Origin of the sequence: Lutibacter flavus (assembly GCF_900188355.1) — a bacterium.
GTDB lineage: Bacteria > Bacteroidota > Bacteroidia > Flavobacteriales > Flavobacteriaceae > Lutibacter > Lutibacter flavus.
Genome location: NZ_FZNX01000004.1, coordinates 98563 through 116865, shown reverse-complemented (window position 1 = coordinate 116865; position 18303 = coordinate 98563). Strand labels below are relative to the sequence as shown.

Below are 18303 nucleotides of genomic sequence, written 5' to 3'. Positions count from 1 at the left end.
ATGGAAGCAACTGTTGCTACTGAAACTAATGGAAAAACTTGGAGTGGTGGAAATAATAAGCCGCTAGGTGCAAGTTATGGTAAAATGATGATGTGGTTCTTCATTTTATCTGATGCGTTAACATTCTCAGGGTTTTTAGCCGCATATGGTTTAATGCGTTTTAAATTTATAGAATCTTGGCCAATTGCAGATGAAGTCTTTACCCACTTCCCATTTTTACATGGTGTTCATGCGCCAATGTATTATGTAGCATTAATGACCTTTATTTTAATATTTTCATCGGTTACAATGGTGCTAGCCGTTGATGCTGGACATCAAATGAAAAAAGGAAAAGTAACTTTTTATATGTTACTTACTATTATTGGAGGTTTAATATTTTTGGGTTCTCAAGCTTGGGAATGGAAAAATTTTATTGGAGGATCTTATGGTGCGGTACAATTAAATGATGGGAAAATTGTTCAATTTGTAGATGCATCTGGTCATCAGGTAACATTAGAAAGTTTTGTAACATCTGAACATTCTGAAAGAGTACAAAACACAAGAGATAAAGGATTATGGTTTGTTGAAGAAGCTGCTTTACCTCCTTTTTCAGTAAAAGAAGTAATTGATGGGTTTAACGCACATCCAGAATTAACAATAAGAACAGAACTTATTAATCCTGAAACAAAAACAAAAACAATTATCCCTCGTGAAAATGCCATGTCGTATTTAAACGAAACCAATATTGTTGTAAAAGGTGCAAATTTAAAAGTTAACGAATATGGTAATACATTATTTGCTGATTTCTTTTTCTTTATAACTGGGTTTCACGGTTTCCACGTTTTATCTGGAGTTATTATTAATATCATTATCTTTTTTAATGTCATTTTAGGCACTTATGAAAAAAGAAAGAGTTATGAAATGGTTGAGAAAGTAGGATTGTATTGGCACTTTGTAGATTTAGTTTGGGTATTTGTATTCACATTCTTCTACTTAGTATAATTTTTTAAAAGACAGCAAAATGGCACACGCACAAGAACATAAATCTCATACAGGATTAATTTGGAAAGTATTCATCATTCTTTCTGTTATTACAATAGTTGAAGTTATTTTAGGAATTATAAAACCTGAAGTATTACACTTAACAAAAGTATTAGGAACAAGCCCTTTAAATATTATTTTCCTTGTTTTAACACTTGTAAAAGCATATTATATTACTTGGTTTTTCATGCATATGGCAGACGAAACTAAAAGTTTAAGAAGAGCTGTTGTTTGGACAGCAATATTTCTAATAATTTATTTGGCTACTTTATTACTAATTGAAGGAAGTTATATAAACGATGTATTAGCCCCACTGGTTAAGTGGAATTACTAGTACAATAAAATATTTAATTGATAAAGGTGGTTTTTTTAACCACCTTTTTTTATTTTTGCAAAAAACATAATGAAAAAATTCTGGGTTCTATTTAGCTTATTTATTTTGCCATTGGTATTTTATATTTTTCTTTCAAAAGGAATTTACAAATATTCTAACCTGCCAATATTAACTGAAAATGTATTAGATTTAAAAGATATCAACCCATTATCTACTGCCTCTTTTTCTGAAAATTTATCAATCGTTTGCTTTTTAGGAAATGAAATAAACACTGCAAAAGGAAGCATGTTTAATTTAAATCAAACAATTTACAAACGATTTTACCAAAAACCCTTTTTCCAAATTGTTGTAATTTTTCCAGAAGGTACTGAAACGGAATATAAGGGTGCTATTGAAGAACTTTCTGCCTATACCGATATTAGTAAATGGAATTTTGTTTACACAAACGCTACCAACATTAATACGTTATTTAACAGTTTTGAGACTCCATTTAAACTGAATGAAAACTTCTATTCAGAAAATGCTTATATAATTGATAAGGAATTACGTTTGCGCGGTAGAAAAGATGATGATGATTCAACAGATGGTAAATTATATGGTTATAATATGAAATCTATTTCGACGTTAAAAAATAAAATGATTGATGACATTTCTATTATTTACTATCAATTAAAAAAATCTGCTGAAAAAGAAAAACGAAGAAAAAGAGAAATCTAATTAAAATGAAAAAATATTCATACGTAGGAATTGCGTTTATTATTTTAATTTTTGGAATTTATGTAATCCCAAAAATTGTAGATAAATTTAAAACTCCAACTTTAGTTAAAATAGGAGAAGTCCCAAATTTTGAATTCACCAATCAAGATAACAAACTTATTTCGAATTCATTTTATGAAGGAAAAGTGTATGTTATAGAATTTTTCTTTACTACTTGTCCAACTATTTGTCCTAAAATGAATGCCAATATGGTGAAACTTCAAAATGAATATTATGGTAATTTAGATTTTGGAGTCGCTTCATTTAGCATAAATCCAGAATATGACACGCCAAAAATATTGAAAGAATATGCAAAAACACACGGTGCAACTTTAAAAACCTGGAACTTTTTAACAGGTGACAAAGCTAAAATATATGAATTAGCCAATAAAGGTATTGCCTTGTATGCGGGTGAAAATAGTGAAGCCGAAGGCGGTTTTGAACATTCTGGAATGTTTGCTTTGGTTGATAAAAAAGGAATTATTAGATCGAGGTTAGATGATCTTGGAAACCCAATTGCCTTTTATGATGGACTAGATCCAAAAGGAGTTCAAATGATTAAAGAAGATATTGCCGTTTTATTAAAAGAATAATGAATTTAGAAGCTAAAAAATATAATAAATGGATTGTTATTTTATCAATAGCAATACCTGTAGTTGTAGCTGTTTTATTTGGCGTAAAAATAGATATTAAGCTCCCTGTTTTTTTACCTCCAATTTACGCTTCAATTAATGCGTTAACTGCGTTACTTTTAATAGTTGCTTTTTGGGCAATTAAAAATAAAAAAATAAAATTACACGAAAAATTAATGAAAACAGCAATTGTGTTTTCAGTACTGTTTTTAGTTTTATATGTAGCATATCATATGACTTCAGAATCCACAAAATATGGTGGTGAGGGAACAATTAAAACAGTTTATTTTATTGTACTGATCTCTCATATTCTTTTATCTATTGCTGTAATTCCATTTGTTTTAATAACATTTGTTAGAGCAATTACTAACAATATTGAGCTTCATAAAAAAATTGCCCGTATAACATTTCCTTTATGGTTATATGTTGCTATTATCGGTGTAGTTGTATATTTAATGATTTCACCATATTATTAAAATGAAAAAATTACTTGTTCCATTTTTTATTTTAGGCTTTCAAATAGTTAATGCACAATGCGCTATGTGCAAGGCAGTTGTTGAAAGTGGCAACGCTTCAGAAGCAGAAGGATTAAATACAGGTATCTTATATTTAATGATATTTCCATATATTTTAGTAGGCACACTTTTATATTTCATTATAAAATATAAAAGAAAGCAGAAAATTTAACATTTCTATAAGAGACTAAATGTGTAACAAATAATAATTTTAGTCGTCATATAACAAAATCACCTAAACCGAATAAATTTGAATTGTTCTAATTTGAGCAAAATAGTTAATAATTTCGGTAAAAATTTATTGATGTTAATTAAAAACTAATAAAACTCAAATATATATAATGAGAACAAAAATTGTTACTATTTTGGCATTTGCATTATTTATTTCTTTAAATGCACAAGATAAAAAATGGACACTTCAAGAATGTGTTGAATACGCATTAGACAATAACATTTCTATAAAACAAAACAAACTAAATGTTGCTATAAGTGAAGAAAATGTTATAAACGCTAAAGGGAATTTTTTACCAAATTTAAACGCTTCTACAAATGGAAATTTAAATTTGGGTTCAGGATTTGACCCGGTTTCTCAAGATAGGGTTTCAACAAGTACTTTTGGGGGATCTTTTGGTATTAATTCTGGGATAACTGTTTTTAATGGCTATAGAAATTTAAATACGTACAAACAGGCTCAACTTGGGGTTGAATCAAGTAAGCTTGATTTAGAGAAAATTCAAGATGATATTTCATTATTTGTAGTTAATTCTTATTTAAACGTATTATTTGCTAAAGAGAATTTAAATGTTGCAAAAGTTCAATATGAAATAAGTAAAAAACAAATTGAAAGTGCGAAAGCGCTATTTGAAGCTGGAGATAAACCTAGAAGTGATTTGTTAAACACTCAATCTACAGCCGCTGCAGACGAACAATCTGTTATTTTAAATGAAAATACACTAAGTTTAGCTTTATTAGATTTAGCTCAATTATTACAAATCAATCCTACAAATTTTGATGTACAGGTTCTTGAGATTGATTCTCCTTCATTAGCTATGTTATATAAAAATGCAAATGAAGTTTATCAAAAAGCATTAACAAACAGACCTGAAATTAAAAGAGCTGAATTGGATATAGAATTATCTGATTTATCTGTTGAAATTGCTAAAGCTAGTTTTTTACCTTCAGTGAGTCTTGGAGCAAATGTTGGAACAGGTTATGGTTACAATCTTAAAAACAACTCTCATATTCCATACTTTACTCAATTAGATGATAATTTGGGTTATGGAATAAGTTTTAGCGTAAATATTCCTATTTTCAATAGAAACCAAACTAAATCGAACGTAAATAGGCAAATGATTAATTATGAGATTTCTAAATTTGGTTTAGATAATGCAAAATTACAATTACAGCAAACTATTCAAAAAGCCTTTTACGATGCCAAAGCTGCCGCAAAAGCGTACGAATCTGCAGAAAAATCTTTAATAGCCCAAAAGGAAGCATTTAAAAATGCTCAAGAAAGTTATAATTCTGGCGTTATGACATCTTTTGATTTTGATCAAGTTAGAAACAGGTTGGTAAATTCTGAAGGTGCTATAATTAGAGCAAAATATGATTATATATTTAAATCTAAAGTGTTAAAATTTTATTTTGGGGAACCTATAGTATTAGATTAATTTTTTATAAATAATAATTTCAAACATCCAGCTTTTAAGTTGGATGTTTTGTTTTATAGCTTTCAAATTAAGTATCTTTGCATTTAAATTTTAAGATTTGGCTTATATTTTAAATATTGAAACTGCAACAAAAAACTGCTCTGTAAGCTTAGCTCACAATGGAGAAACAGTTAGTTTAAAGGAAATTAATGATGGAGGCTATTCTCATGCAGAAAAACTTCATGAGTTTATTAAAGATGTAATTAAAGAATCAAAAATTAAAATAACAGATTTAGACGCTATAGCGGTAAGTAAAGGTCCTGGGTCTTATACTGGCTTAAGAATTGGTGTTTCGGCGGCAAAAGGCCTCTGTTTCGCTTTAAACATTCCGTTAATCTCCATAAACACTCTTAAATCTTTAGCTAATTCTGTTTCTATTTCGAATGGTATAACAATTCCTCTTTTAGATGCCCGAAGAATGGAAGTTTATAGTGAAGTTTTTAAAAATAATAACAGTATGAGAAATATACTTGCTGAAATTATTGATGAGACATCATTTAGTGAATATTTAAATGAGTACAAAGTTTATTTTTTAGGTGATGGTGCTGAAAAATGCAAAGAAATAATAACTCACAAAAATGCCAATTTTATAGATAACAAATTTCCTTCCGCAAAAGAAATGTCGTTACTTTCATATGAAAAGTACAAAATAAACGACATCGAAGATGTCGCTTATTTTGAGCCATTTTATTTAAAGGATTTTTTAGTAACTAAACCTAAAAAGATAATCTAACAAATAAGTTTATTTTCTTATTTCAACTTGGTGTGGATAAGGTATTTCTATTCCAGCTCTATCAAGTGCGTATTTACATTCTTCAATAATACCAAAATATACACTCCAATAATTTTCAGGTGTAGCCCAAGGTCTAACCGCAAAATTAACTGAACTATCCGCTAATTCGGAAACATTTACACTTGGTGCAGGATCTTTTAAAACTTTCGAATTATTTAACATTACATTCAATAAAACTTCTTTCGTTTTTTTAATATCCGCATCGTAACTAACTCCAAAAATTAAATCAACTCGTAACATACCAAGTTCAGTATAGTTTTTTATGTTTCCATTTGATAAGATTCCATTAGGTACAATAACTAATTTATTGCCAGGAGAAATTAATTTAGTTACAAAAATCTGAATCTCTTTTACCGTTCCAATTTCTCCTTGAGCTTCAATTAAATCACCAACTTTAAATGGTTTAAATATCATTATCAACGCCCCACCAGCAAAATTTGCTAATGCGCCTTGTAATGCTAAACCAACAGCCAAACCAGCAGCTCCCAAAATTGCAATAAAAGAGGTAGTTTCAACTCCAACTTGAGAAATTGCAGTTATAAAAATCAATATTTTTAATCCCCAACCTAGTAAATTCCCTAAAAACTTTTGGAGTGTTTCATCAACACCACTTTTAGACATTACCTTTTTAGTAATTTTTACAACTTTTTTAACTAACCAAAATCCTATTATTAGAATTAAGAAAGCTACAATAACGTTAACAGCATTTATTTCAATAAATGCAATAGCCAAATCTAAATACTTTTGAAAATTCATTTTTTACTTTTTAATTAAAATTAATATTATTCCTATTATTGCAGGTATAGATTGTACAAAAAATAGTTTTGTCATTTTTGTAGTATATGACCCGTAAATACCAGCAATTGTCACACAAATTAAAAAGAAAAGCGCTATTTGTTCAAAATTACTTTTACTAACGAGTGCCCAAATAAGGCCTGCCGCTAAAAAACCATTATACAATCCTTGATTTTTAGCCAGGGTTTTTGAAATTTTAGCTTCTTCAAGCTTTAAACCAAATGCTTTCAAACCTCTCGGCTTATCCCAATAAAACATTTCTAAAATCATAAAATAGATATGTTCAAATGCAACCAGAGCAACAATAAATATAAGTAGGTTGTTCATAATTAAAATTCAATTTTTAATTGATTTAATGCGTTTTTAACCTCATCTTCAGGTAATTGACACGCTCCATCTACACAAATAAAAATTAAAGTTTCATCTCGCCTAAAACGACCTTCCATTAAAGGAATCGTACTTTTTTTAGTGCTTCCGGCAATTAATTTATTCGGAATGTATTTTTGATTAATTTCTAACAATTTACCTTTTGCATTTGGTCCCGAAATTGCTATTTCATAAAAATCTCTCGAAAAATCACACATTAATTGTAACCAATTAGAATATCCAGATCCATATAATTCAGCTTTTTCCTGAACATTATGAAGCATTTGCTTACTTGTTTTCAAATAATAACTGTTAGAATAATAATGACTTAATTTAAATAAATTTCTTGCCATTATTGAATTTGAAGCTGGTATTACGTTGTCTTCAATTTCCATTTTACGAGTTATTAAATTCGTATCTTCATCTGAAGTAAAATAAAACATAGCTCTCTCTGGATCATAAAAATGATCAAAACTATAATCGGTTAATTTTTTTGCAGTATTTAGCCATAATTCATTAAATGTAACTTCATATAAAGAAATATATGCCTCAATTACAGTAGCATAATCTTCTAAATATCCATTTATTGTACTTTTTCCATTTTTGTAACTATGATTTAAATTTCCATTTTCCTGAAGTTGTTTTGTGTAAATAAATGTAGCGTTTTTTATTGCAACATCTAAAAAGTGAGGTTCATTAAAAACCTTATAAGCATCAATATATCCTTTTAACATTAAGGCATTCCAAGATGTTAAGGATTTATCATCTAAACGTGGTCTATCTTTTTTATCGCGTTCTTTTAATAATATTTTTTGCCAATTTTTAACTTTACTATTTAAATCATCTACTGAAATTGAATGCTTTTTCACAACCTCAGCATCTTCATTTTTTCTTATCAGTACATAATTATCATGTTCCCAATACCCATAGTGATTTACATTAAAATAACCGGAAAACAACTCAAAATCAGCACCTAAAATAACCTTTAATTCTTCTTGTGTCCAAACATAAAAAGCTCCTTCCTCTAGTTTACCTTCGGCATTTTTACTATCCGCATCTAAAGAAGAATAGAAAGCACCTTCTTTTGCTGTTAGTTCTCTATCAATAAATTCTAATGTTTCAAAAACAGTTTTTTTATACAATTCATTTTTAGTAGCTTGATACCCTTCAGAATATAAACTTACCAATTGTCCGTTATCATAAAGCATTTTTTCAAAGTGAGGCACATGCCATTTATTATCAACCGAATAGCGTGAAAACCCCCCGCCTATCTGATCGTTTATTCCACCAAAAGCCATTTTGGTAAGCGAAGTATTTACATAATCTAATATATTGCTATCTTTAGCCTGAATTGCATATCTTAAAAGAAAACTATAATTATTTGGCATTGGAAATTTTGGAGCTCCTTTTCTTCCTCCCAAATCAAAATCCATATATTGATTCCATTCTTCAACTGCCAACTTCAGATTTTCCTTTGTAAATTCTTTAGGGTTTACATTTAATGGAACTAAATCGGAATTTTTAATACCCTCTGTTAATTTTTCAGCATAAGAAATAACATCTTCTGGCTTTTCTTTATACATTGTACTTAATTGTTCCAATGCGCTTATCCAGTTTTCTTTTGGAAAATAAGTCCCACCCCAAACAGGCCTTCCATCTGGCAAAGCAATACAATTTAAAGGCCAGCCACCTCGACCCGTCATTAATTGAACGGCATTCATATATACCTGATCAATATCTGGTCTTTCTTCTCTATCAACCTTAATATTAATAAAATTTTTATTCATAATTGCTGCCACAGAATCATTCTCAAAACTTTCATGTTCCATTACATGGCACCAATGACAAGAAGAATATCCAATAGAGATTAGTAATAATTTATTTTCTTTTTTAGCCAATTCGAGCGCCTCATCATTCCAAGCATACCAATCTACTGGATTGTGCGCGTGTTGAAGTAAATAAGGACTTGTTTCGTTAATTAAACTGTTAGTGAATTTATGATTTGCCATTTTTTTTTCGGTTTGGGTTTTACAGCTTATAAGTACAAATACAATTAGAAAATAGAATAAACGATACATTATTTTTTTATAAAGATAAAAGATATTGATTTTAAACAAGAAAAGCGCTTTTAATAAAAGCGCTTTCTAATAATTTTAAACTGAGATTATTTTACTTCAAAAGTAATTTTAACATTTACTCTAAACTCAGAAACTTCACCATCATCCACAACAACACTTTGTGACTGAACAAATGCAGATTTTATATGCTTTACACTCTTAGATGCGTGTGTAACTGCATTTCTTGTAGCTTCTTCCCAACTTTTGTTAGAACTAGCCATTACTTCAATAACTTTCATTACTGCCATACCTTTTTCTTTTTTAATTAATAATTATTTAAATGTACAAAAAAATCTTTAAAACTGATAAATCTCATATTTTCTCTATTTGATAATTTTACCTTTGCCGATTAAAAAAATGAAAAGCCTTATTTTAGGTATATTTTTTTTGTTTACTTTTAATACTTTAAATGCTCAAACTGAAATTTTAAAAGATAACGGCTCCTGGTTTACATTTACAAACAATATTAAACTTTCAAATAAATTTTATTTTTTAAATATTACACAACAACGACTCGTTCATTTTTTAAAAAGTACTCAGGCTTTTTTATATTCTCCAAGTATCAACTATAATTTTACTAAAAACACAAGTATAGGAGTTGGGTATTTACATTGCAGATCTTTTCCTGAAGGGGTTTCTGCTCCTTCAATCCATAAAAATGAAAATAGATTTTTTCAACATTTAACAATTCGTTCCACCTTAGGTAAATTTAAACTAAGCCAGTGGTTTTGTTTTGAAGAAAGAGTGATTGAACTAATAAACTTAAGTGTTAGCCCAAATGTTATAGATGGAGATAAATATGTAAACCGATTTAGATATAGACTCCAAGCAACTCCAAGCAACTACCAACTTATTTAAACTAAAAAATAATAACTATATACTTGGTAAACTTTCTAATGAAATTAGAATTCGTTTTGGAGGTGGCGGAATTTCCAATCCAGATTTTGATCAAAATAATTTTGCTGCTTTACTAGGTTATAAACTATTGCCAAACTCAACTATATGGATGGGATATGGTAGCTATTATTATAGAAAAACCTCATTATTCTACGTTTCAAACGATATTTTACACGTTACCTTAAGTTATAATATTGATTTATCTAAAAAGAATTAATTAAAATATATAATCATAATTAAGGTTTAAAAGTAAATATCCATTCTTTTGAAATGACATTTTTACTTTCAGCAATCAATTTAAAACCATTTTTTTTATAAAAATAGGTTAAAGACTCCTCTTCAATTGTAAGCCAATACTTTTGCTTTTTATTTTCTTCTTTAAGTTTAACCAACCATTTAGAAGCTAGTTGTTGGTTTCTTTTTTCAGGAATCACCCAAACAAAACCTATATAAAAATAATTTTCATCATATAAATAGTTATGGCTTTCTTCAAAAGCAGTCATATTTGGATGCCCTTTTTTAAATACAATTCCACCTGCAATTAGCTCCTCAAGTTCTTTAAAAACATAAATAGATGCGGTGCTCTTATATTTTTCCCATTGAGAAACTACTATTTCTTGCCAATCTAGTGGTAAAATATCAAAAAACTTCTGCGGAGTTTTGTTGAAGTTGGAAAATTTTAAGTCCATTTTTTAACTATTTATAATAATCCCCAAGACATTAATTTATCCGATTCGTCAAACCACCTATCACCAATATCTGTTCTATAATAGCTGTTATTTACAATTATATTACTTACCCTGCCATACATTGTTTTTTGAGCATCTCTCATTGTTATTCCGGTTCCTGTTACTAACAATGCAATTCCGGTATTTCCAGTAATAAGCCATTCTCCATTAATGTTTTTCAAATGCATTGGATGAATTCCTTCTTTCACTTCCTTTTTAAAAATTACAACAGAATCTTTTGAAAACAATTCAAAAGTCTTTTTATCATCAAAAGGAAATGGAGGCACCACCATAAAAACGCCAATTTGAAAACCCTTCTTCACATTAATTGTAAAGTTTTCTCCATTAGCAATTTTATATAACATATTTCCAATTGGCTCGTGAATTCCAGCCCTTTGAATAAAAATTTGTGGAAATCCAAACCGTGAAGTAAATTCCAACGGAAATATACCATGGCCATTTACAATGCAATTTATATCTATATGTCCTCTAAAATCCTTTTTAGCTAAAGTGCTTTCAAATTTTTGAAGTGTACTTTTAAAAATAGGTGATTCTTTAGACCAAAACATACTCGACCCCATCTCTCCTGTTGAAACACCTAATTCTTTTGGAAATAACTTTTTATGTTCAAAAGTAATGTTTACCGGTTTTATAAACTCTTTTCCATTAAAGAAGGCACTAACAGAAATTTCTACCCCTTTTACCTTTCTTTGAAGCTGAAAATTTCCAAAATTATTTCCCCAAGATTTCTCGTAGGCTTTTAAAACACGAATAACATCTTTGCCTTCATCATCATTACCCACAAAAAGAAGTTGTTTTAACTCTTGTATTTCTCCACAAGGTTTAATAACATATGAATCTGGGTGTTTTTCAATATATGTAATTGCTGATTGAAAATTTTGAAATTCTTTTGATGGAATAATTTTTACTTTGTGCTTTTGAAGTTCATCATGACCAAAATTTCGATCTAATTCTAATTGATCCGTATATTCACTTCCTCCAAAAACAATTTTTCCAGATGCTCTTAGTTGTTGACAAATTTTACCATAACCAGTATAATCAAAAATGATAATATCTGCCCAATCTTTGTGCTTTTTCCAATCTTTTACTTTTGTTACAAAGCCAAAACCAATTTCTTTTGAAGGCTTGTCTTCAATAAACATTTTTACTAAGTTACCTTCTAAAAGAGTTGCATAGGCAATGTCTAATGATTCGCCCCATCTTGAAATAAATAAAAAATTTCTTTTTATGCCGCTCTCCATTTTTAAATGAGCCTGTTTTTTGTTCACTTACAATATGATCTATTTTAACAAATAAAAATGGTGTCTGAAAATACTAAAAACAAGTTTTATAGTACTGTAAAACATTAATATTCAAAAGATAATAAATCGTTTTTACCGATTTTAAAGATCATATAAATGTTCTTTTTTGAATACCCTCTTTTTGATAAATTGAGTTGAATTTTACTTTTCAGACACCTTTTTTATTTTATTCTTCTTCAATAAGAATTAATTTCACAATGCTATAGGATTCGTATTGCTCTTCAAACTCATCCGTTTTAGTTTCAATTTTATAAGTTACTTCAAATGATCTTCCAATAAACTCTTCTCCTGAAAGTTTATATTTTTCTAAAGATTCTTTATTTACAGTTTCAAAATAAAAGTTATTATCTTCCTCATCTGTAAAATAATAAAATCCGTCTTCATAACCATCAAAAGACGCATTCATAGTTATAGTTTCTTGAGTGTTTTTCCCAAATGATAATGATACGATTGTAAAAAGTACTAATAGTGTTTTCATTTTAATAAATTTTTAATAATTGTTTTGACTTAATATTTTATAACATAAACACATTTAAAATTTAACATGCTATAAATTGGATTTTACACACCTTCTTATAGGCGAAAAACTCAAATTTAAAATCTGAACTTTTTTAATTAAAAAATAAATATGAATTTAATAATCTCATAAATAGTTTAGATGCTATTATGAATTATTTCTAGAAGTTAACCTACGACTCAAGGCTATAATACTTAGCCCGCTTTTGAATATGACTTCCTAATTATCAAAAGATTGAGTCTTAATAGTATTTTATTTCATCCTATAAAACGGTTATTTATATTCTATAAACCATAACAAATGTAATTTAAATTTAAATATCTTTTTCATAAATTTTTCTAAAAATTACAAATTCAAAAAAGTGGATTTTACTTCAAATTAAAGAAAAAGTATTCCTCTAAAATAGAGGTACTAAAAAGGGCTTTTCAAATTAATGAAAAGCCCTTTTTATAAGTATTTAATTGAAAAAATATTAAGCTAATGCTTTTTCAATTCTAGAAACAGCCTCACGCAATTGTGCTTCAGAAGCCGCATATGAAATTCTAATACAATTTGGAGATCCAAATGATTCTCCACTTACAGTTGCAATATTTGCCTCAGCTAATAAAAACAATGAAAAGTCTGATGCGCAATTAATTTTATGTCCTTTAATTTCTTTTCCAAAAAATGCAGATATATCTGGAAAAACATAAAATGCTCCACCTGGAATATTCAATTTAAACCCATCTATTTTTCCAAGTAAATCCAATATCATATCTCTACGTTTATGGAATTCATCTACCATATATTTAATTTTCGAAATTGGAGCTTCTAAAGCAGCAATTGTTGCTCTTTGAGCAATACAATTTGCACCAGAAGTTATTTGACCTTGTAATTTATTACATGCTCTTGCAATCCATTCCGGACCACCAATATATCCAATTCTCCAACCGGTCATTGCAAATGCTTTTGCAACTCCGTTTACAGTAATTGTTCTATCATACATACTTTCAATTGCAGCAAAACTAAAGGCTTTTTGACCATAATTTATATGCTCATAAATTTCATCTGACAGCACATAAATATTTGGATGTTTTTCTAAAACTTTAGCCAATGCTCTGTATTCTGCTTCACTATAAATAACTCCACTAGGGTTATTAGGTGAGTTAAAGAAAATCATTTTAGTTTTAGGCGTAATTGCAGCTTCTAATTGAGCCGGAGTTATTTTAAAATCCGTATCAATAGATGATGGAATTTCTACAGGTGTTGCTTCTCCTAAAATTGCAATTGCTGAATAACTTACCCAATATGGAGCTGGCAATAAAACCTCATCTCCAGGATTTAATAATACCATTGCAATATTTGCAATAGATTGTTTTGCGCCTGTTGAAACAACAATTTGGCTAGGTTTATAATCTAATCCATTATCACGTTTAAACTTTGTGATAATCGCATCTTTTAAATCTGCATATCCATCTACAGGACTGTATGAACTGTAATTATCATTAACTGCCTGAATAGCTGCTTCTTTAATAAAGTCTGGAGTATTAAAGTCTGGCTCTCCTAAACTTAAACTAATAATGTCTTTTCCTTCGGCTTTTAATTCTCTTGCTTTAGCTGCCATTGCTAAAGTTGCTGATACTGGTAAACTGTTAATTCTGTTTGATAGTTGGTCCTTCATAACTTAATTAATTTAAGCATAATTAGGCTTTACACCTAAAGATTTTAGTTGATTAAAATGTTCTATAATTGCTTTTCGAAATGTTCTGTATTCGTTATACGGCAAATCAAATTCTTTTGCTGTCTCCTTTACTATTTTTGCAATTTTTCCATAATGAATATGAGAAATATGAGGAAAAATATGATGTTCTACTTGATGGTTTAAACCTCCGGTATACCAAGAAATAAATTTATTTTTTGGAGCAAAATTTGAAGTTGTATATAATTGATGTACTGCCCAAGTGTGTTCTAAATTACCTTCTTTATCTGGTAATGGCATTTCTGTGGTAGGAACCACATGTGCTAATTGAAAAACAACACTTAAAATCATACCTGCAGTATAATGCATTACAAAAAATCCAAGTAATACTTTCCACCAGGCTATATCCAATACTAATAAAGGCAACACTATCCAAAGTAAATAATATCCTATTTTAGTGATTACTAAAACCGTCCATTCTGTTGCTGGGTTTGGAAATTTTCCATAAGAAAGTTTACGCTTTAAATACTTACTCATTTGTTTAAAATCGGTTGTAATTGCCCAATTTATTGTTAACAATCCATAAAGGAATATTGAATAATATTTTTGAAATTTATGTATTCCTAACCATTTAGCATGTTTAGAAAAACGAATAATCCTTCCCGCATCAATATCTTCATCGTACCCTTGTATATTTGTAAATGTGTGGTGCAATACGTTGTGTTGCACCTTCCAGTTATAAACATTTCCAGCTAAAATATAAATGCTACTACCCATTAACTTATTAACCCATTTTTTACTTGAAAATGATTCGTGATTGCTATCGTGCATTACATTCATTCCTACTCCAGCCATTCCAATTCCTATAACTACAGTTAATAAAAGTAGCGCCCATTGAGGCATTGGAACCGTTAAAATTAAAACCAAAGGAACTAAAAACACACTAAACATTATAATGGCTTTGGTGTATAATTTCCAATTACCTGTGCGTCTAATCTTATTCTCTTTAAAATAAGTATTCACTCTTTTATTAAGAGTTCTAAAAAATTTAGCTTTTTCAGTTCTTGAAAAGCTTATTGCTTCATTATCCATAATATTAATTATATATGAGATATTTATGCTCCAAAATTAAGCCATTTATATTATGTAAAAGAAGTTTTAGGAAAAAAATAACATTTTTACAAAAGATGTTATTTTAATTTTGGAATTGTATTTTTGCAAAATCAATGTTAAAAACAACTATGGAAACAATTTTAAATCACTTCTCTGATTTATCCGAAACTCAAATAAAGCAATTTTCTAAATTAGAAGAATTGTATAAATTTTGGAATGCACAAATAAATGTAATCTCGAGAAAAGACATTGACGAACTATACACAAAACACGTTTTACACTCGTTAGGTATTGCTAAAGTGCAACCTTTTAAACCGAACGCTTCTGTGTTAGATGTTGGTACAGGTGGTGGTTTTCCTGGAATTCCATTAGCAATATTATTTCCTGAAACCAATTTCTATTTAGTGGATTCTATTGGAAAAAAAATAAAGGTTGTAAAAGAAGTTGCTGATGCTTTGGGTTTAAAAAATGTAAAAGCAGAACAAATTAGAGCTGAAGATGTAAAAGGTGAATTCGATTTTATTGTGAGTAGAGCTGTTACCAAAATGGATGATTTTGTAAAATGGACTCGAAAAAAAATTGCTAAAAAACAACACCACGAAATTAGAAATGGCATTTTATATTTAAAAGGTGGTGATTTAATTGACGAATTGGCAAATTTTCCAAATGCAACCCTTTATAATCTTACAGATTATTTTAAAGACGAATTTTTTGAAACAAAAAAAGTTGTTCACATCCCTTTAAAAAAGAGATGACATTTGTTAGTTTTTATTACTAAAGTAAAAGATATCTTTGTCCTTTATTAAAAAAACAATTATGAGCAATATTAAAGAATGTTTAGTCTGTAAAAAACCATCAACAGAAATACCTGTAACAAAATTTTACTATCAGGAAAGTGAATTTTATATCTGTCCTCAACATATGCCAACAATTATTCACAATCCACAAGAATTAATTGGGTTATTACCAGGAGCTGATAAATTACAAGGAGGATAATATCTTTCAAATTAAGAAATTATAACTTAAAATGTTAGCGTGACAAAAGTTACATTTTTATATAAACTAATGCTTAAGTTTATACTTTATTTCATTTAATATTAGGAATAAAATTTAAGGAGTATCATTGTTTCTGAAATCCCTTAGCCCCAATATAATGAAGTTTTATTGTCCCCGAAATCAAATTTTATTTTAATCCGGAACAATGTTTCAATTTTAATACATAACCCCAATTATTAATTTTGAAAATTTTTATCGCGATTACCCAAAATTAAGAACCCTGGATAATAAAATATTAAAAAGCGCTCCAATTGGAGCGCTTTTTCTTTAGTATGTTTTTCTTATTTCTTAAACTAAATATAGTCTTATCCTAAGAATGGATATCTATAATCTGTTGGAGTTACAAAAGTTTCTTTAATTGTTCTGTTACTTACCCAACGTAATAAATTCCAAACTGAACCAGCTTTATCATTTGTTCCAGAACCTCTAGCTCCACCAAATGGTTGTTGACCTACAACTGCTCCTGTTGGCTTGTCATTTATATAAAAGTTTCCAGCTGCATTTTCTAATTTGTTAGTTGCAATGTCAATTACATATCTATCTCCACTAAAAATTGCACCTGTTAATGCAAATTCACTTGTAGTATCAATAACATCTAATATCTCTTCCCACTTTTCATCTTCATATACATAAATAGTGATAATAGGCCCAAATAATTCGGTACACATAGTATCATATTTAGGATTAGTTGTTACAATAATCGTTGGTTCAATAAAGTAACCAACAGCATCATCATAACCTCCACCAACTATAATTTCAGCATCTGTATCTTTTTTAGCTTGATCTATATAACCAGATAATTTTTTGAATGCTCTATTATCAATAACAGCATTAACAAAGTTTGAAGTATCTTCTGGAGTTCCCATTTTAAAAGATTTTACATCTTTTATAACAGATTCTTTAATTGCTGGCCATAAACTTTTTGGTAAATAAGCACGGGATGCAGCTGAACATTTCTGACCTTGAAATTCAAAAGCTCCTCTTGAAATAGCCGTTGCTACTTCTTGTGCATTTGATGATGGATGCGCCCATATAAAATCCTTTCCTCCTGTTTCACCAACAATTCTTGGGTACGTTTTATATTTTCCAACGTTTTTACCAATTGTTTCCCAGAAACTATTAAATACTGGAGTTGACCCTGTAAAGTGAACCCCTGAAAAATCCGGACTGTCTAATAAAACATCTGTAATTGTACCTGAATTTCCTGTAACCATATTAATTACACCATCAGGTAAACCAGCTGCTTTAAATAATTCCATAATAACTTGTGCAGAATATACCTGAGATCTTGCAGGTTTCCATATAACAACATTTCCCATTAACGCAGGTGCTGCAGGTAAATTACCAGCAATGGCTGTAAAATTAAAAGGTGTAATTGCATATACAAATCCTTCTAACGGACGGTATTCCATACGGTTCCATATTCCTGGAGAAGATTGTGGTTGATTGCTGTAAATCTCAGTCATAAATTCTACGTTAAAACGTAAAAAGTCAATCAATTCACAAGCCGCATCAATCTCAGCTTGAAACACATTTTTAGATTGAGCAATCATTGTTGCCGCATTCATTTTATAACGGAAAGGTCCCGCTAATAAATCTGCTGCTTTTAAAAATATTGCTGCTCTGTGCTCCCAACTTGTAGCTGCCCATTTTACACGTGCTTCAGCGGCTTTTTCAACTGCTAATTCAATGTGTTCTCTATCTGCAGTATGATACTTTCCAACACAATGTTTGTGATCGTGTGGCGGATGAATATCTACTGTATTTCCTGTTCTAAATTCTTTTCCTCCAATGTAAAAAGGGATATCAACCTTTTCATTGTACATTTTCTTGTAAGTATCCAATAATAACTTACGCTCTGGGCTACCTGGAGCATATGATTTTACTGGTTCATTTACTGCCTTTGGTACATTATAAAATCCTGAAGCCATGATAGTGTTTTTTTAGTTTTTTTT

At 29.3% G+C, this 18303-nt stretch carries 21 protein-coding genes; 11 read left to right on the top strand and 10 right to left on the bottom strand.

Going from position 1 to position 18303, the window contains the following annotated elements; translation table 11 throughout:
- The 8 genes from CHB63_RS11740 (at window position 1) to tsaB (ending at window position 5699) form a co-directional block, all read left to right on the top strand.
- Entirely contained in the window at window positions 1-981 is a 981-nt protein-coding gene (locus CHB63_RS11740) for a cytochrome c oxidase subunit 3 (protein ID WP_089378941.1), read from the top strand.
- Window positions 982-1000: 19 nt separating this feature from the next.
- On the top strand, window positions 1001-1354 hold the full coding sequence (locus CHB63_RS11735; RefSeq protein WP_089378673.1) for a cytochrome C oxidase subunit IV family protein: 354 nt from the start codon (window positions 1001-1003) through the stop codon (window positions 1352-1354).
- 69 nt (window positions 1355-1423) lie between these two features.
- On the top strand, window positions 1424-2071 hold the full coding sequence (locus CHB63_RS11730; RefSeq protein WP_089378672.1) for a hypothetical protein: 648 nt from the start codon (window positions 1424-1426) through the stop codon (window positions 2069-2071).
- Window positions 2072-2076: 5 nt separating this feature from the next.
- Entirely contained in the window at window positions 2077-2703 is a 627-nt protein-coding gene (locus CHB63_RS11725) for an SCO family protein (protein WP_089378671.1), read from the top strand.
- The gene (locus CHB63_RS11720; protein ID WP_089378670.1) at window positions 2703-3218 is read left to right on the top strand and encodes a DUF420 domain-containing protein; all 516 of its coding nucleotides are present in this window, start codon (window positions 2703-2705) and stop codon (window positions 3216-3218) included. The genes CHB63_RS11725 and CHB63_RS11720 overlap by 1 nt, the downstream gene beginning before the upstream one ends.
- 1 nt (window position 3219) lies before the next feature.
- Entirely contained in the window at window positions 3220-3429 is a 210-nt protein-coding gene (locus tag CHB63_RS11715) for a hypothetical protein (RefSeq protein ID WP_089378669.1), read from the top strand.
- 169 nt (window positions 3430-3598) lie between these two features.
- Window positions 3599-4927 carry a TolC family protein gene (locus CHB63_RS11710; RefSeq protein WP_089378668.1) on the top strand — a complete coding sequence of 443 codons (1329 nt, stop codon included), beginning with the start codon at window positions 3599-3601 and terminating at the stop codon, window positions 4925-4927.
- Between the two features lie 97 nt (window positions 4928-5024).
- The gene (gene tsaB, locus CHB63_RS11705; RefSeq protein ID WP_089378667.1) at window positions 5025-5699 is read left to right on the top strand and encodes a tRNA (adenosine(37)-N6)-threonylcarbamoyltransferase complex dimerization subunit type 1 TsaB; all 675 of its coding nucleotides are present in this window, start codon (window positions 5025-5027) and stop codon (window positions 5697-5699) included.
- 9 nt (window positions 5700-5708) lie between these two features.
- Here the strand turns inward: tsaB and CHB63_RS11700 are convergent, their stop codons facing one another.
- The 4 genes from CHB63_RS11700 to CHB63_RS11685 all read right to left on the bottom strand — a co-directional run bounded on the left by CHB63_RS11700 (window position 5709) and on the right by CHB63_RS11685 (window position 9285).
- Window positions 5709-6515 (bottom strand): mechanosensitive ion channel family protein, encoded by an 807-nt coding sequence (locus CHB63_RS11700; protein ID WP_089378666.1) that lies wholly within the window; start codon window positions 6513-6515, stop codon window positions 5709-5711.
- A gap of 3 nt (window positions 6516-6518) precedes the next feature.
- Complete coding sequence (locus CHB63_RS11695; RefSeq protein WP_089378665.1) at window positions 6519-6881, bottom strand: DUF1304 domain-containing protein; 363 nt, start codon at window positions 6879-6881, stop codon at window positions 6519-6521.
- A gap of 2 nt (window positions 6882-6883) precedes the next feature.
- Window positions 6884-8929, bottom strand: coding sequence for a thioredoxin domain-containing protein (locus tag CHB63_RS11690; RefSeq protein WP_245856940.1), 2046 nt, complete (start codon window positions 8927-8929; stop codon window positions 6884-6886).
- 155 nt (window positions 8930-9084) lie between these two features.
- Entirely contained in the window at window positions 9085-9285 is a 201-nt protein-coding gene (locus CHB63_RS11685; protein WP_089378663.1) for a dodecin family protein, read from the bottom strand.
- Between the two features lie 109 nt (window positions 9286-9394).
- Here CHB63_RS11685 and CHB63_RS11680 point away from each other — a divergent pair, with 109 nt between their 5' ends.
- Window positions 9395-9895, top strand: coding sequence for a DUF2490 domain-containing protein (locus CHB63_RS11680; RefSeq protein WP_089378662.1), 501 nt, complete (start codon window positions 9395-9397; stop codon window positions 9893-9895).
- Between the two features lie 275 nt (window positions 9896-10170).
- Here CHB63_RS11680 and CHB63_RS11675 read toward each other — a convergent pair whose 3' ends face one another.
- The 5 genes from CHB63_RS11675 to CHB63_RS11655 form a co-directional block, all read right to left on the bottom strand.
- Entirely contained in the window at window positions 10171-10623 is a 453-nt protein-coding gene (locus CHB63_RS11675) for a GNAT family N-acetyltransferase (RefSeq protein WP_089378661.1), read from the bottom strand.
- An 11-nt stretch (window positions 10624-10634) separates the two neighbouring features.
- On the bottom strand, window positions 10635-11924 hold the full coding sequence (locus CHB63_RS11670; RefSeq protein ID WP_089378940.1) for a phosphoribosylamine--glycine ligase: 1290 nt from the start codon (window positions 11922-11924) through the stop codon (window positions 10635-10637).
- Between the two features lie 226 nt (window positions 11925-12150).
- Window positions 12151-12462 (bottom strand): hypothetical protein, encoded by a 312-nt coding sequence (locus CHB63_RS11665; protein ID WP_141107304.1) that lies wholly within the window; start codon window positions 12460-12462, stop codon window positions 12151-12153.
- A 511-nt stretch (window positions 12463-12973) separates the two neighbouring features.
- The gene (locus CHB63_RS11660; RefSeq protein WP_176420357.1) at window positions 12974-14161 is read right to left on the bottom strand and encodes a pyridoxal phosphate-dependent aminotransferase; all 1188 of its coding nucleotides are present in this window, start codon (window positions 14159-14161) and stop codon (window positions 12974-12976) included.
- Between the two features lie 12 nt (window positions 14162-14173).
- On the bottom strand, window positions 14174-15271 hold the full coding sequence (locus CHB63_RS11655; RefSeq protein ID WP_089378659.1) for a fatty acid desaturase family protein: 1098 nt from the start codon (window positions 15269-15271) through the stop codon (window positions 14174-14176).
- A 149-nt stretch (window positions 15272-15420) separates the two neighbouring features.
- Between CHB63_RS11655 and rsmG the strand changes: the two genes are divergently transcribed.
- Complete coding sequence (rsmG, locus tag CHB63_RS11650) at window positions 15421-16047, top strand: 16S rRNA (guanine(527)-N(7))-methyltransferase RsmG (RefSeq protein WP_217898411.1); 627 nt, start codon at window positions 15421-15423, stop codon at window positions 16045-16047.
- Window positions 16048-16108: 61 nt separating this feature from the next.
- Window positions 16109-16288: a hypothetical protein gene (locus CHB63_RS11645; protein WP_089378657.1), complete on the top strand. Its 180-nt coding sequence runs from the start codon at window positions 16109-16111 to the stop codon at window positions 16286-16288.
- 365 nt (window positions 16289-16653) lie between these two features.
- Here CHB63_RS11645 and pruA read toward each other — a convergent pair whose 3' ends face one another.
- Complete coding sequence (gene pruA / locus CHB63_RS11640; RefSeq protein WP_089378656.1) at window positions 16654-18279, bottom strand: L-glutamate gamma-semialdehyde dehydrogenase; 1626 nt, start codon at window positions 18277-18279, stop codon at window positions 16654-16656.
- Between the last annotated feature and the right edge of the window lie 24 nt (window positions 18280-18303).

Excerpts from the sequence above, each read along its gene's own strand:
- CHB63_RS11740 (WP_089378941.1), top strand. The coding sequence starts at position 1 with ATGGAAGCAACTGTTGCTACTGAAACTAATGGAAAAACTTGGAGTGGT.
- CHB63_RS11735 (WP_089378673.1), top strand. The coding sequence starts at position 1,001 with ATGGCACACGCACAAGAACATAAATCTCATACAGGATTAATTTGGAAA.
- CHB63_RS11730 (WP_089378672.1), top strand. The coding sequence starts at position 1,424 with ATGAAAAAATTCTGGGTTCTATTTAGCTTATTTATTTTGCCATTGGTA.
- CHB63_RS11725 (WP_089378671.1), top strand. The coding sequence starts at position 2,077 with ATGAAAAAATATTCATACGTAGGAATTGCGTTTATTATTTTAATTTTT.
- CHB63_RS11720 (WP_089378670.1), top strand. The coding sequence starts at position 2,703 with ATGAATTTAGAAGCTAAAAAATATAATAAATGGATTGTTATTTTATCA.
- CHB63_RS11715 (WP_089378669.1), top strand. The coding sequence starts at position 3,220 with ATGAAAAAATTACTTGTTCCATTTTTTATTTTAGGCTTTCAAATAGTT.
- CHB63_RS11710 (WP_089378668.1), top strand. The coding sequence starts at position 3,599 with ATGAGAACAAAAATTGTTACTATTTTGGCATTTGCATTATTTATTTCT.
- CHB63_RS11700 (WP_089378666.1), bottom strand. The coding sequence starts at position 6,515 with ATGAATTTTCAAAAGTATTTAGATTTGGCTATTGCATTTATTGAAATA.
- CHB63_RS11695 (WP_089378665.1), bottom strand. The coding sequence starts at position 6,881 with ATGAACAACCTACTTATATTTATTGTTGCTCTGGTTGCATTTGAACAT.
- CHB63_RS11690 (WP_245856940.1), bottom strand. The coding sequence starts at position 8,929 with ATGGCAAATCATAAATTCACTAACAGTTTAATTAACGAAACAAGTCCT.
- CHB63_RS11685 (WP_089378663.1), bottom strand. The coding sequence starts at position 9,285 with ATGGCAGTAATGAAAGTTATTGAAGTAATGGCTAGTTCTAACAAAAGT.
- CHB63_RS11680 (WP_089378662.1), top strand. The coding sequence starts at position 9,395 with ATGAAAAGCCTTATTTTAGGTATATTTTTTTTGTTTACTTTTAATACT.
- CHB63_RS11675 (WP_089378661.1), bottom strand. The coding sequence starts at position 10,623 with ATGGACTTAAAATTTTCCAACTTCAACAAAACTCCGCAGAAGTTTTTT.
- CHB63_RS11670 (WP_089378940.1), bottom strand. The coding sequence starts at position 11,924 with ATGGAGAGCGGCATAAAAAGAAATTTTTTATTTATTTCAAGATGGGGC.
- CHB63_RS11665 (WP_141107304.1), bottom strand. The coding sequence starts at position 12,462 with ATGAAAACACTATTAGTACTTTTTACAATCGTATCATTATCATTTGGG.
- CHB63_RS11660 (WP_176420357.1), bottom strand. The coding sequence starts at position 14,161 with ATGAAGGACCAACTATCAAACAGAATTAACAGTTTACCAGTATCAGCA.
- CHB63_RS11655 (WP_089378659.1), bottom strand. The coding sequence starts at position 15,271 with ATGGATAATGAAGCAATAAGCTTTTCAAGAACTGAAAAAGCTAAATTT.
- rsmG (WP_217898411.1), top strand. The coding sequence starts at position 15,421 with ATGGAAACAATTTTAAATCACTTCTCTGATTTATCCGAAACTCAAATA.
- CHB63_RS11645 (WP_089378657.1), top strand. The coding sequence starts at position 16,109 with ATGAGCAATATTAAAGAATGTTTAGTCTGTAAAAAACCATCAACAGAA.
- pruA (WP_089378656.1), bottom strand. The coding sequence starts at position 18,279 with ATGGCTTCAGGATTTTATAATGTACCAAAGGCAGTAAATGAACCAGTA.